Annotated in this window: 13 protein-coding genes; 11 read left to right on the forward strand and 2 right to left on the reverse strand. The window is 59.6% G+C overall.

All coding sequences use genetic code 11. The features are described from left to right. Positions 1-87: 87 nt before the first annotated feature. The 8 genes from ccoN (ACP7EE_RS12575) (at position 88) to ccoP (ACP7EE_RS12610) (ending at position 6,989) form a co-directional block, all read left to right on the forward strand. Positions 88-1,512 (forward strand): cytochrome-c oxidase, cbb3-type subunit I, encoded by a 1,425-nt coding sequence (gene ccoN, locus ACP7EE_RS12575; protein WP_426234765.1) that lies wholly within the window; start codon positions 88-90, stop codon positions 1,510-1,512. 10 nt (positions 1,513-1,522) lie between these two features. Continuing rightward, positions 1,523-2,131 carry a cytochrome-c oxidase, cbb3-type subunit II gene (gene ccoO / locus ACP7EE_RS12580; protein WP_420648769.1) on the forward strand — a complete coding sequence of 203 codons (609 nt, stop codon included), beginning with the start codon at positions 1,523-1,525 and terminating at the stop codon, positions 2,129-2,131. A gap of 5 nt (positions 2,132-2,136) precedes the next feature. Then, a complete protein-coding gene (locus ACP7EE_RS12585) occupies positions 2,137-2,337 on the forward strand; it encodes a cbb3-type cytochrome oxidase subunit 3 (protein WP_420648833.1) in 201 nt (66 codons plus the stop codon). After that, positions 2,334-3,287 (forward strand): cytochrome-c oxidase, cbb3-type subunit III, encoded by a 954-nt coding sequence (gene ccoP / locus ACP7EE_RS12590; protein WP_426205148.1) that lies wholly within the window; start codon positions 2,334-2,336, stop codon positions 3,285-3,287. The genes ACP7EE_RS12585 and ccoP (ACP7EE_RS12590) overlap by 4 nt, the downstream gene beginning before the upstream one ends. Positions 3,288-3,767: 480 nt before the next feature. Further along, a complete protein-coding gene (ccoN, locus tag ACP7EE_RS12595) occupies positions 3,768-5,210 on the forward strand; it encodes a cytochrome-c oxidase, cbb3-type subunit I (protein ID WP_420648771.1) in 1,443 nt (480 codons plus the stop codon). Next, positions 5,210-5,818, forward strand: a complete 609-nt coding sequence (gene ccoO / locus ACP7EE_RS12600; RefSeq protein WP_150594629.1) for a cytochrome-c oxidase, cbb3-type subunit II — start codon at positions 5,210-5,212, stop codon at positions 5,816-5,818. The genes ccoN (ACP7EE_RS12595) and ccoO (ACP7EE_RS12600) overlap by 1 nt, the downstream gene beginning before the upstream one ends. Positions 5,819-5,823: 5 nt before the next feature. Then, positions 5,824-6,009: a CcoQ/FixQ family Cbb3-type cytochrome c oxidase assembly chaperone gene (locus ACP7EE_RS12605; RefSeq protein WP_003175465.1), complete on the forward strand. Its 186-nt coding sequence runs from the start codon at positions 5,824-5,826 to the stop codon at positions 6,007-6,009. Continuing rightward, a complete protein-coding gene (gene ccoP, locus ACP7EE_RS12610) occupies positions 6,006-6,989 on the forward strand; it encodes a cytochrome-c oxidase, cbb3-type subunit III (RefSeq protein WP_420648772.1) in 984 nt (327 codons plus the stop codon). Before ACP7EE_RS12605 ends, ccoP (ACP7EE_RS12610) begins: the two co-directional genes overlap by 4 nt. Positions 6,990-7,065: 76 nt before the next feature. On the opposite strand, the gene ACP7EE_RS12615 is transcribed toward ccoP (ACP7EE_RS12610), so the two are convergent. Together ACP7EE_RS12615 and ACP7EE_RS12620 are read right to left on the reverse strand one after the other, a co-directional pair. After that, positions 7,066-7,323 (reverse strand): hypothetical protein, encoded by a 258-nt coding sequence (locus tag ACP7EE_RS12615; protein WP_426205147.1) that lies wholly within the window; start codon positions 7,321-7,323, stop codon positions 7,066-7,068. A 68-nt stretch (positions 7,324-7,391) separates the two neighbouring features. Further along, complete coding sequence (locus ACP7EE_RS12620; protein WP_426205146.1) at positions 7,392-8,396, reverse strand: metallophosphoesterase family protein; 1,005 nt, start codon at positions 8,394-8,396, stop codon at positions 7,392-7,394. 473 nt (positions 8,397-8,869) lie between these two features. Here ACP7EE_RS12620 and ccoG point away from each other — a divergent pair, with 473 nt between their 5' ends. The 3 genes from ccoG (at position 8,870) to ACP7EE_RS12635 (ending at position 13,500) form a co-directional block, all read left to right on the forward strand. After that, positions 8,870-10,285: a cytochrome c oxidase accessory protein CcoG gene (gene ccoG / locus ACP7EE_RS12625; RefSeq protein ID WP_426234766.1), complete on the forward strand. Its 1,416-nt coding sequence runs from the start codon at positions 8,870-8,872 to the stop codon at positions 10,283-10,285. Between the two features lie 11 nt (positions 10,286-10,296). After that, positions 10,297-10,836, forward strand: a complete 540-nt coding sequence (locus ACP7EE_RS12630; RefSeq protein ID WP_426205144.1) for a FixH family protein — start codon at positions 10,297-10,299, stop codon at positions 10,834-10,836. Positions 10,837-11,049: 213 nt separating this feature from the next. Next, the gene (locus ACP7EE_RS12635; RefSeq protein ID WP_426234767.1) at positions 11,050-13,500 is read left to right on the forward strand and encodes a heavy metal translocating P-type ATPase; all 2,451 of its coding nucleotides are present in this window, start codon (positions 11,050-11,052) and stop codon (positions 13,498-13,500) included. The last annotated feature ends 13 nt before the right edge of the window (positions 13,501-13,513 follow it).

The raw sequence follows: 13,513 nt of genomic DNA on the forward strand, positions 1-13,513 counted from the left end.
TCGCTTTTAGTCTGCCTATAACTCCAGACGAAGGATTCGCGGCGTTTTTGCGCGCGCTCACTTCGGCTGAACCGTGGATGGGGAACCATGAACACTTCTATCAGTACCGCCTACAACTACAAGGTGGTCCGCCAATTCGCCATTATGACGGTGGTGTGGGGCATCGTCGGCATGGGGCTCGGGGTTTTTCTCGCGGCTCAATTGGTCTGGCCCGAGCTTAACTTCGATCTGCCGTGGACCAGTTTCGGCCGCCTGCGCCCATTGCACACCAACGCGGTGATCTTCGCGTTCGGCGGCTGCGCGCTGTTCGCCAGTTCGTTCTACTCGGTGCAACGCACCTGCCAGACCCAACTGTTTGCGCCGAAAATCGCCGCGTTCACGTTCTGGGGCTGGCAGGTGGTTATTCTGTTGGCGGCGATCAGCCTGCCGCTGGGTTACACCAGTTCCAAGGAATACGCCGAGCTGGAATGGCCGATCGACATTCTGATCACCATCGTCTGGGTCGCCTACGCCATCGTGTTCTTTGGCACGATCATGCAGCGCAAGACCAAGCACATTTATGTCGGCAACTGGTTCTTCGGTGCGTTCATCATCACCGTGGCGATTCTGCATATCGTCAATAACCTGGAAATCCCGGTCAGCTTCACCAAGTCCTACTCGCTGTACTCCGGCGCCACCGACGCGATGGTGCAGTGGTGGTACGGGCACAACGCCGTAGGATTTTTCCTCACCGCCGGCTTCCTCGGGATGATGTATTACTTCGTGCCGAAACAGGCCGAGCGTCCGGTGTATTCCTATCGCCTGTCGATCGTGCACTTCTGGGCACTGATCACGCTGTACATCTGGGCCGGCCCGCACCACTTGCACTACACCGCGCTGCCGGACTGGGCGCAGTCGCTGGGCATGGTCATGTCGCTGGTGCTGCTGGCACCGAGCTGGGGCGGGATGATCAACGGCATGATGACGCTCTCGGGCGCCTGGCATAAGTTGCGCAGCGACCCGATCCTGCGCTTCCTCGTGGTGTCGCTGGCGTTCTATGGCATGTCGACCTTCGAAGGTCCGATGATGGCCATCAAGACCGTCAACGCCCTCTCCCACTACACCGACTGGACCATCGGCCACGTGCACGCCGGTGCGCTGGGCTGGGTGGCGATGATTTCCATCGGCGCGCTGTACCACATGATCCCGAAAATCTTCGGCCGTGAGCAGATGCACAGCATCGGCCTGATCAACGCGCACTTCTGGCTCGCGACCATCGGCACCGTGCTCTACATCGCCTCGATGTGGGTCAACGGCATCGCCCAGGGCCTGATGTGGCGCGCAGTCAACGAGGACGGCACGCTGACCTATTCCTTCGTCGAAACCCTGGTGGCCAGCCACCCGGGCTTCGTCGTGCGGCTGGTGGGCGGTGCGATCTTCCTCAGCGGCATGTTCCTGATGGCTTACAACACCTGGCGCACCGTGCGGGCCTCGCAGCCTGCTGACGTCGCCGCTGCCGCGCAGATGGCCTGAGGAGTCCGCCATGAAACACGAAACGATTGAAAAGAACGTCGGCCTGTTGATGCTGTTGATGGTGCTCGCCGTGAGCATCGGCGGCCTGACGCAGATTGTCCCGCTGTTCTTCCAGGACGTAACCAATAAACCGGTGGAAGGCATGAAGCCCTACACCGCGCTGCAACTGGAAGGTCGCGACATCTATATCCGCGAAGGCTGCGTACAGTGCCACTCGCAGATGATCCGGCCGTTTCGCGCCGAAACCGAACGTTACGGGCACTACTCGGTGGCGGGCGAAAGCGTCTGGGATCACCCGTTCCTCTGGGGTTCCAAGCGCACCGGGCCGGATCTGGCACGGGTTGGCGCACGCTACTCGGATGACTGGCACCGCGCGCATTTGTACAACCCGCGCAACGTCGTACCGGAATCGAAGATGCCGGCCTACCCATGGCTGGTCACGCAAGCGGTCGACAGCAGCCACACCGAAACCAAGCTCAAGGTCATGCGCACCCTCGGCGTGCCGTACACCGACGACGACATCAGCGGCGCGGTCGCCAGCCTCAAGGGCAAGACCGAAATGGACGCCCTCGTCTCCTATCTGCAAGTGCTCGGCACTGCGATCAAGAGCAAGAGGTGATCACGATGGTCTTTGAAATGAGCGCAGGACTGATTCGTGGTTTAGGCACGGTCGTGGTGTTCGTGGCCTTCGTCGGCTTGACCCTCTGGGTGTTCAACGGCAAGCGCAATCCGGAATTCGCCGAAGCGCGCCTGCTGCCATTCGCCGACGAACCGCAACTCGCCCCAAATCCAGCATCTGAAGAAACAAGGAGTACCCGGTCATGACCACCTTCTGGAGTACGTGGATCTGCGTACTGACCATCGGCAGCCTGATCGGCCTGACCTGGCTGCTGGTCGGCACCCGTCGGGGCGAGACCAAGGGCAGCGTCGACCAGACCATGGGCCACAGCTTCGACGGCATCGAGGAGTACGACAACCCGCTGCCGCAGTGGTGGTTCATGCTGTTCGCCGGCACGCTGGTGTTTTCCGTCGGTTATCTGATTCTGTATCCGGGCCTGGGCAACTGGAAAGGCATCCTGCCCGGCTACGAGGACGGCTGGACCGGCGTTCACGAGTGGGAAAAGGAAATGAACAAGGCTGACGCCAAGTTCGGGCCGATCTTCGCCAAGTTCGCCGCGATGCCGCTGGAAGAAGTGGCCAAGGATCCGCAGGCACTGAAAATGGGTGGCCGTCTGTTCGCCTCCAACTGTTCGGTGTGCCACGGTTCCGATGCCAAGGGCGCGTTCGGCTTCCCTAACCTCGCCGACAGCGACTGGCGCTGGGGCGGCGACGCCGACACTATCAAGACCACCATCATGGGTGGGCGGATGGCGGCGATGCCGGCCTGGGGTGAAGCCTTGGGCGAAGCAGGTGTGAAGAACGTTGCCGCATTCGTGCGTCACGAACTGGCCGGTCTGCCGCTGGCGGCGGACAACAAGGCGGATCTGCAAGCCGGTCAGCAAGCGTTCAGCACCATGTGTGTCGCCTGTCACGGCGCTAACGGTCAGGGCACTGCAGCGATGGGCGCGCCGAACCTGACGCATCCGGCGGGATTCATTTATGGCACCAGCCTGACGCAACTCGAGCAGACCATTCGGCACGGTCGTCAGGGCCACATGCCAGCGCAGAACGAGTTGCTGGGCAACGATAAAGTACAATTGCTCGCCGCTTATGTGTACAGCCTGTCACATGGATTGAATACAGATAATCTGCAAGTTGAAACCAATAAAGACTGAAGCGTAGCATCCGACTGCCGCATTCTTTTGGATGCGGCAGTTCCCTGCCTCTTTGCGACCCATTGTCGCACCCCCTCTAAACCCCGCCTTTCGAATCCCCGGATTCGGGTCTAAGCTTGCTCGAGGCGAACTGGCGCGTGCCGGTTCCGGGTCAAGCTTGCGCGATGTGTTCGACCAATCATATGAGCAACTGGCCGCAAAGGCAGGTAGATACCGGCTGTCGTGCCAACTGCCATCGGTCGCCCGATCCGGGCTTTTCAACACACGTAGTTACAAGTGACCTGAACCCTTCGCTTTTTTCGTTCGCTGCGACATTTTGTCCGAGGCCAATTTTGACCTTACGCGGCGTATGGAAAGGCCGCAGAATCAGCGCTGGAAAGCATTGACCCAGGTCATGGCGCGTTGCAATGCCCCCCTGCTCTCTGCATACTTGCGACCGATTTTAATCCTAATAAAATACCCAAACCGTGGAACCTTAGAATGAGCACAGCAATCAGTCCGACTGCTTATAACTATAAGGTAGTCCGCCAGTTCGCCATCATGACGGTGGTCTGGGGGATCCTTGGCATGGGGCTCGGTGTCTTCATCGCCTCGCAACTGGTCTGGCCGGAGTTGAACTTCGGTTTGCCATGGACGAGCTTTGGACGCCTGCGCCCGTTGCACACAAACCTGGTGATTTTTGCCTTCGGTGGCTGTGCACTGTTTGCCACTTCCTACTATGTCGTGCAGCGAACCTGCCAGACGCGACTGATTTCCGACAGCCTCGCGGCCTTCACCTTCTGGGGCTGGCAAGCGGTTATTGTCGGCGCGATCATTACCTTGCCGCTGGGTTACACCACCACCAAGGAATACGCGGAACTGGAATGGCCGATCGCCATTTTGCTGGCCATTGTCTGGGTCACCTACGGTCTGGTGTTCTTCGGCACCATCACCAAGCGCAAAACCAAGCACATCTATGTGGGTAACTGGTTCTACGGCGCATTCATCGTCGTGACCGCGATGCTGCACATCGTCAACCACGCGTCCCTGCCGGTGAATCTGTTCAAGTCGTACTCGGCCTACTCGGGCGCGACCGACGCGATGATCCAGTGGTGGTACGGCCACAACGCCGTGGGTTTCTTCCTGACCACCGGCTTCCTCGGGATGATGTACTACTTCGTGCCGAAACAGGCCGAACGTCCGATCTACTCCTATCGCCTGTCGATCGTGCACTTCTGGGCGCTGATCACCCTGTACATCTGGGCCGGCCCGCACCACCTGCACTACACCGCGCTGCCGGATTGGGCACAATCGCTGGGCATGGCGATGTCGATCATTCTGCTGGCGCCGAGCTGGGGCGGCATGATCAACGGCATGATGACCCTGTCGGGCGCGTGGCATAAATTGCGCACCGACCCGATCCTGCGCTTCCTCGTGGTTTCGCTGGCGTTCTACGGCATGTCGACCTTCGAAGGGCCGATGATGGCGATCAAGACCGTCAACTCGCTCTCGCACTACACCGACTGGACCATCGGCCACGTACACGCCGGCGCTTTGGGTTGGGTAGCGATGATCTCGATCGGCGCGATCTACCACATGATCCCGAAACTGTTCGGCCGCGCGCAGATGCACAGCGTCGGTCTGATCAACGCGCACTTCTGGCTCGCGACCATCGGTACCGTGCTGTACATCGCCTCGATGTGGGTCAACGGCATCACCCAAGGCCTGATGTGGCGTGCAATCAACGATGACGGCACCCTCACCTACTCGTTCGTCGAAGCGCTGCAAGCCAGCCATCCGGGCTTCATCGTCCGCGCTTTGGGCGGTGCGTTCTTCGCCAGCGGCATGCTGCTGATGGCTTACAACGTGTACCGCACCGTTCGCGCCTCGGATCCGGTGGAAGCCGAAGCCGCCGCCAAGATTGCTGTAGTTGGAGCTCACTGATGAAGCATGAAGCAGTCGAGAAGAACATTGGCCTGCTGGCCTTCTTCATGGTCATCGCCGTCAGCATCGGCGGCCTGACGCAAATCGTTCCGCTGTTTTTCCAGGACGTCACCAACAAGCCGGTCGAAGGCATGAAGCCTCGCACCGCCCTTGAACTGGAAGGCCGCGATGTTTACATCGCCAACGGCTGTGTCGGCTGCCACTCGCAGATGATCCGTCCGTTCCGTGCCGAAACCGAACGCTACGGCCACTACTCGGTTGCCGGTGAAAGCGTGTGGGATCACCCGTTCCTGTGGGGTTCCAAGCGTACTGGTCCGGACCTGGCCCGGGTTGGCGGTCGTTACTCCGATGACTGGCAGCGTGCGCACTTGTACAACCCGCGCAACGTAGTGCCCGAGTCGAAAATGCCGGCTTACCCGTTCCTCGTGGAAAACAAGCTCGACGGCAAGGAAACCGCCAAGAAAATGGAGGTCTTGCGTACGCTCGGCGTTCCGTACACCGATGAAGACATCGCCGGTGCACAGGATGCCGTGAAGGGCAAAACCGAAATGGACGCGCTGGTGGCCTATCTGCAAGGCCTGGGCACCATCATCAAAAGCAAACGGTGATCTAAATGGATATCGGGATGATTCGTGGCCTGGGCACCGTTGTTGTGATGGTGGCCTTCATCGGTCTGGCGTTGTGGGTGTTCAGCCCCAAGCGCAAGTCGGAGTTTGAAGACGCTACCTTGTTGCCTTTCGCGGATGATCCCGAAGCCATCAAGCACGTCGAGCAAGCTTCTAGGAGTAACAAAGAATGACTACGTTCTGGAGTCTGTACGTCACAGTCCTCAGTCTGGGTACGATTTTCGCCCTGACCTGGCTGCTGCTGTCGACCCGCAAGGGCCAGCGCAGCGAGCAGACGGACGAGACGGTTGGCCACTCGTTCGACGGGATCGAGGAGTACGACAACCCACTGCCGAAATGGTGGTTCATGCTGTTCGTCGGCACCATCGTTTTCGCCCTGGGTTATCTGGTGCTGTACCCGGGCCTGGGCAACTGGAAAGGTCTGCTGCCGGGTTACAACTACCTCGATACCGAGAAACAGACCGCGTTCGCCAACGGCCAGACCGGCTGGACCGGTGTCCACGAGTGGGAAAAGGAAATGGCCCGTTCGGACGCCAAGTTCGGTCCGATCTTCGCCAAGTTCGCGGCGATGCCGATTGAAGAAGTGGCCAAGGATCCGCAAGCCCTGAAGATGGGTGGCCGTCTGTTCGCCTCCAACTGCTCGGTGTGCCACGGTTCCGACGCCAAGGGCGCCTACGGTTTCCCGAACCTGACCGACGCCGACTGGCGCTGGGGCGGCGAAGCGGAAACCATCAAGACCACCATCATGGGCGGTCGTCACGCGGTGATGCCGGCCTGGGCCGAAGTGATTGGCGAGCAAGGCGTGGCCGATGTGGCTGCGTACGTGGTCACCAACCTCGATGGGCGCAAGCTGCCGGAAGGCACCAAGGCAGACGTTGCCAACGGCCAGAAACTGTTCGCCGGCAACTGCGTGGCCTGTCACGGTCCAGCCGGTAAAGGTACGCCGGCAATGGGCGCGCCTGACCTGACGCATCCGGGCGCATTCATCTACGGTTCGAGCTTCGCGCAACTGCAGCAGACCATCCGTTACGGCCGTCAGGGCCAGATGCCTGCGCAGGAACAGCTGCAAGGCAACGACAAGGTGCACCTGCTGGCGGCTTACGTTTACAGCCTGTCCCACGGTGAAAAAGCGCCGGAAGCCGAGGCGCAGTAACGCCAACGCTTGCTGCAAAAAAACGGCCCCGCCAATGTGAATTGGCGGGGCCGTTTTGTTTTCCCACTCTACTGATTCATAGAATATTGCCTCCACCGAGACTGTCCAGGCCGGAAGGTTTGCGCTTCTTGCCAGAGTCGTCCGGCGGGTTGTTCTTCTGTGTGGACGGCCCCTTCGTCTCCTCTGCAGCTTCGGCAGACTCAAGCGCTGCCAGAGCCGCTTGCAACTGCGCGACGGCCACGGAAGCTCCCGGAACCGCGATATTGAGAATGACGTTCAGTGCATCAATTTCTTTCTGAGTAACGCCGAGTGCCTTGAGAGTGCTTTCGTTCATACATTTTCATCCTTGAAAAAAGTCCGGTGTTCCGGATAAACCAATGAAAGCGGTGCCCTGGAGGTTATTCAAGGGCGACTGGCCCAGATGGACTTCACCGGGACCGTGTGCACGAAATGCGGTTTTTGCCATTCATTGTTCTCGATGAGGTTGACGTGCAGCTGCTTGCGGTCATCTGAGAAGCTGGCCGTCAGGTAAGTCTGCTGGGACGTTGCGCCGCTGAGAAACATCGGCACCTTACCCATCCAGCGCTTGGCCCCACCTCTCGTATGGTAATGACCCGCAAAGATGGCGGTGACTTCATACTTCTCGATCATGTTCAGAAAGCGCTGTTGCTGTTGCCTGTCTCCCTGCCAGTCATCCCATTTGTGCATGTTCAGGATGATGGCGTAGCCCTGAGTCCTCGCCACCCACAAATCGTTTTCCAGCCAGTCCAGTGCGCTGGTGATATTGAAGGTTGTCGGATTCAGTGCATGAGCAATCTTCGTGGCATAGGTAGGCTCGTTGTTGAGTTGCACCAGATGAACTTCGCCGACACTCTTCGAGTAAGCCAGACTGCCTGAATAAAGGATATCCAGAAAACCGCCGGTGACTTTCAGGTCGAAATTATTCACCTTCTCCTTATGATGGTTGTTGAACTCGACAATACTGCCCGCCGCACAACTATTACTGAAACAGTCATCCACGTTATTTTCGTAATCGTGATTACCCAGGCCATACAGGTAATCACCCTTGAAGTATTTTTCCAGGGCCGACTTCATATACGAGCGCTGCCAACCGTGGCCAAAAGCAGTAATGTCACCGTTGATCATCAACGGGATTGCCGCCTGCCCCCCGTGGGCATTTCGAAACTCGGCGATACTGCGCAACTGGCTGTCCACCAGCCATTTGGCACGCTTTTCGAAATCCGCATCGGATTCCGGCGCGTCGCTGTCAGTCTTGTCAGTCCAGGGGTATTGCGTATCGGACGCGAACACCATATGCCGTGGCATGGCCTCAACGGCATGAGCCAAAGTAACAAAAACGAATAAACAGACACCCAGCAGAAACTTTACCACTCCATTGAAATACATAACCTTGAAACTCCATTTAATCTGAATAATAACTGGCGCACGAATATCGCCAGACGCAAACATATTCGATCAAACGGCATCTTTCAAAGCAGACTACAGGAGCAATTAAATAAACTTGTTTCAAACATACAAACAACAGAAACCAAAGTTCCTTGTTTCAACCAGACTTCTCGAAGTTTGACCACTGGCAACCAGACAGCCAGGAACCGGGTTTCGGCCATGCAGATGACCAGACAGCGCAATGGCGACGAATCGCCTAGACTCAGTTATTGGCCGAGCCAAAAAAAGGGCGATCTCTCACAAGTCAATTGATTCAAGTCATTACACCATCAATTGATTTTGCCCAACGCGACCAAAGGTCGCACCCGTTCGTCGGTATGACAGGCGTATCATTGCGCCACCGCAACAGCCCTTTCTGACCCCGGTTGGCACGTATCGACCGAGGCATTTTTCCACTGCCGTGGGATGCAATGATGAGCAATCAGATTCCGGTACACGACGTCACACCACCGAGCAAAAACGCGAACAACAGCGTCGATCTTTACGCCTCTCGAGAAAAAATCTACACCCGCGCTTTCACCGGTCTGTTCCGCAATCTGCGGATGTTGGGCGGTGCCGGACTGTTCCTGCTGTATTTCGGCACGGTGTGGCTGAACTGGGGCGGGCATCAGGCGGTGTGGTGGAACCTGCCGGAACGCAAGTTCTTCATTTTCGGTGCGACGTTCTGGCCGCAGGATTTCATCCTGCTGTCGGGGATTTTGATCGTCGCCGCGTTCGGCCTGTTCTTCATCACCGTGTATGCCGGGCGGGTCTGGTGCGGTTACACCTGTCCGCAAAGCGTCTGGACATGGATTTTCATGTGGTGCGAGAAGGTCACCGAAGGCGATCGCAACCAGCGGATCAAGCTCGACAAAGCGCCCATGAGCGGCAACAAACTCCTGCGCAAGCTGGCCAAACACTCGTTGTGGTTGCTGATCGGCTTTGTCACCGGCATGACCTTCGTCGGCTATTTCTCGCCAATCCGTGAACTGGTGTTCGAGTTCTTCACCGGCCAGGCCGATGGCTGGTCGTATTTCTGGGTCGGTTTTTTCACCCTCGCGACTTACGGCAACGCCGGTTGGTTGCGCGAGCAGGTGTGCATCTACATGTGTCCGTATGCGCGCTTCCAGAGCGTGATGTTCGACAAGGACACGCTGATCGTTTCCTACGATCCACGTCGCGGCGAAACCCGTGGCCCGCGCAAGAAAGGCGTCGATTACAAGGCGCAGGGTTTGGGCGACTGCATCGACTGCACGATGTGCGTGCAAGTCTGCCCGACCGGCATCGACATCCGCGACGGCCTGCAAATCGAGTGCATCGGTTGCGCCGCCTGCATCGACGCCTGCGACAGCATCATGGACAAAATGGACTACCCGCGTGGGTTGATCAGCTACACCACCGAGCACAATCTGTCCGGGCAGAAGACCCATAAACTGCGTCCGCGCCTGATTGGTTATGCCGTGGTGCTGCTGGCGATGATCAGCCTGTTGGCGGCGGCTTTCTTCATGCGCTCGCTGGTGGGTTTCGACGTCAGCAAGGACCGCGTGCTGTACCGCGAAAACGCCGAAGGCCGGATCGAAAACGTCTACAGCCTGAAGATCATGAACAAGGACCAGCGCGACCATACCTACCTGCTCGAAGCCAGCGGTCTGCCGGATCTGCGTCTGCAAGGCAAACGCGAGATCAAGGTCGCCGCCGGGGATATTTTCAGCATGCCGGTCGAGCTGTCGAGCGCGCCTGAGCAACTGCCGTCGAGCACCAACGAGGTGAAATTCACCCTCAAGGATGCCGATGACGCCAGCGTCCACGTTGAAGCCAAGAGCCGATTCATCGGCCCACAAATTCGTTGAGAGAACTGAACATGCCCGCAGCAAACGCCGCAAGTCCTTGGTACAAGCACCTTTGGCCATGGATCATCATCGCGATTCTCGCCTGCTCGGTGACCCTGACCCTGTCCATGGTGACCATCGCGGTGAACAACCCGGACAATCTGGTCAACGACAACTACTACGAGGCGGGCAAGGGCATCAACCGCTCGCTGGATCGCGAGCTGTTGGCGCAGACCCTGAAGATGCGTGCCAGCGTGCATCTGGATGGCGTCACTGGCGAAGTCGATTTGCGCTTGAGCGGTGACAGCCAGCCGAAGACGCTGGAGCTGAATCTGATCTCGCCGACGCAACCGGAGAAGGATCGCAAGATTGTTCTGGCGCGCAGTGAATCGGAAGCGGGCCGCTATATTGGCCAGTTGGGTGACAAGGTTGAAGGTCGGCGGTTTGTCGAATTGCTCGGTACGCAGGATGAGCATATTTGGCGGATGTTCGAAGAAGAACAGGTCAGCCATGACAAGGATCTGCTGCTCGGAGACGAACCCCTCCAAGGCGCGGAAGACCTGAAGAAGTGAGTCAACGTCAAAAGCCCCTCACCCTAGCCCTCTCCCAGAGGGAGAGGGGACTAGTCTCGGGCGTTTGCGTAATTGATGTACTTCAGTGACGTTAGCGCTGACTGAACCTGTTAATCCGGCCACCACCATTCGGCTCCCTCTCCCCCCGGGAGAGGGCTGGGGTGAGGGCAAGCGGACCACTCAAATACCCGGGCTTACCCCGTCGACGATGCCATGACCACCCCACTCCCCTGCTACCACTGCGCCCTGCCCGTTCCGTCCGGCAGCCGCTTCACCGCTGTCGTGCTCGGGGAGTCGCGTGAGTTCTGCTGTCCGGGTTGCCAGGCGGTGGCCGAAGCCATCGTTGCCGGTGGTCTGGACAGTTACTACCAACATCGCAGCGAAGCCTCGGCCAACCCCCAAGCGCTGCCAGTGCAACTGGTCGACGAGCTCGCGCTGTACGACCGCGCCGATGTGCAAAAACCTTTCGTGCGGCATGAAGGCGAACTGGCCGAAACCACGTTATTGATGGAAGGCATCAGTTGCGCCGCGTGCGGCTGGTTGATCGAGAAACACCTGCGCACGCTGCCGGCGGTGGCCGAGGCGCGGTTAAATTTGTCCAACCATCGCCTGCACGTGCGCTGGGCCGACGCGCAATTGCCGCTGAGCCAGATCCTCGGCGAACTGCGCCACATCGGTTACGCCGCGCACCCGTATCAGGCCGACCGCGCCAGCGAACAACTGGCCAGCGAAAACCGCCTCGCCCTGCGTCAACTCGGTGTCGCCGGTTTGCTGTGGTTCCAGGCGATGATGGCGACCATGGCCACCTGGCCGGAATTCAACATCGACCTCAGCCCCGAGCTGCACACGATCCTGCGCTGGGTCGCGCTGTTTCTGACCACGCCGATCGTGTTCTACAGCTGTGCGCCGTTCTTCAAAGGCGCGATGCGTGATTTGCGCACCCGCCATCTGACCATGGACGTTTCGGTGTCGCTGGCGATTGGCGGCGCCTACATCGCCGGGATCTGGACCTCGATCACGGGTGTCGGCGAGCTGTATTTTGACGCGGTGGGCATGTTCGCGCTGTTCCTGCTCGCCGGACGCTATCTGGAACGCCGCGCCCGCGAGCGCACCGCTGCCGCCACTGCGCAGTTGGTGAACTTGTTACCGGCCTCGTGCCTGCGTCTCGATGCTGCGGGCCAGAGCGAGCGCATCCTGCTCAGCGAACTGCGCCTCAACGATCACGTGCTGGTGCAGCCGGGTTCGATTCTGCCGGCAGACGGCAAGATCCTCGACGGCCAGTCGAGCGTCGACGAGTCGCTGCTGACCGGCGAATACCTGCCGCAACCGCGCAGGCCGGGAGATGCGGTCACCGCCGGCACGCTCAACGTCGAAGGCGCACTGACGGTCGAAGTGCAGGCGCTGGGCCAGGACACGCGACTGTCGGCCATCGTCCGTTTGCTCGACCGCGCCCAGGCCGAAAAACCACGGCTGGCAGAAATCGCCGACCGCGCCGCGCAATGGTTTCTGCTGCTGTCGTTGATCGCCGCTGCTGCCATCGGCCTGCTGTGGTGGGAGCTGGATTCGTCGCGGGCGTTCTGGATCGTTCTGGCCATGCTCGTCGCGACCTGCCCTTGCGCATTGTCGCTGGCGACGCCGACCGCGCTCACCGCCGCCACCGGCACCCTGCACAAACTCGGCCTGCTGCTGACGCGCGGCCATGTGCTGGAAGGCCTGAACCAGATCGACACGGTGATTTTCGACAAGACCGGCACCCTCACCGAAGGGCGATTGGTGCTGCGTTCGATCCGCCCGCTCGGCGCGCTCGACAGCGATCAATGCCTGAGCCTCGCTGCCGCGCTGGAAAACCGCTCGGAACACCCGATTGCCCGCGCCTTTGGCCGAGCGCCGCTGGCCGCCGAAGAAGTACACAGTTCACCGGGACTGGGGCTGGAAGGTCTGGTCGGCGAACAGCGTTTACGCATCGGCCAGGCTGAATTTGTCTGCGCACTCAGCGCAGCCAAAGTGCCGGCCATGCCCGACGAAGCCGGCCAATGGCTGCTGCTCGGTGACAGCCACGGGCCGCTGGCGTGGTTGGTTCTCGATGATCGCTTGCGTGCCGATGCTCCGGCGTTGCTCGCCGCGTGCAAGGCGCGCGGCTGGCGTACGCTGCTGCTATCCGGCGACAGCTCGCCGATGGTCGCCAGTGTCGCCGCCGAACTGGGCATCGACGAGGCACATGGCGGTCTGCGCCCCGACGACAAGTTGCAAGTGCTGCAACAGTTGCACAAGGAAGGGCGCAAGGTGTTGATGCTCGGCGACGGGGTCAACGATGTGCCGGTGCTGGCGGCAGCCGACATCAGCGTGGCGATGGGTTCGGCCACCGATCTGGCCAAGACCAGCGCTGACGCGGTGCTGTTGTCCAATCGTCTCGACGCCTTGGTTCAAGCTTTTACGCTGGCACGTCGCACCCGCCGGGTAATCATCGAAAACCTGCTGTGGGCCGCGCTGTACAATGGCCTCATGTTGCCATTCGCGGCCCTCGGCTGGATCACCCCGGTATGGGCCGCGGTGGGCATGTCGATCAGTTCGTTGACCGTGGTGCTCAATGCCCTGCGCCTGACTCGCCTGCCGAGCGCGCCGGGCATTCACGCCACGTCGGAAAATCGCCCGCTGCCGGCCTGAGCCGCGCGGGCCT

It is taken from the genome of Pseudomonas sp. TWP3-2 (assembly GCF_049897765.1).
Taxonomy (GTDB): domain Bacteria; phylum Pseudomonadota; class Gammaproteobacteria; order Pseudomonadales; family Pseudomonadaceae; genus Aquipseudomonas.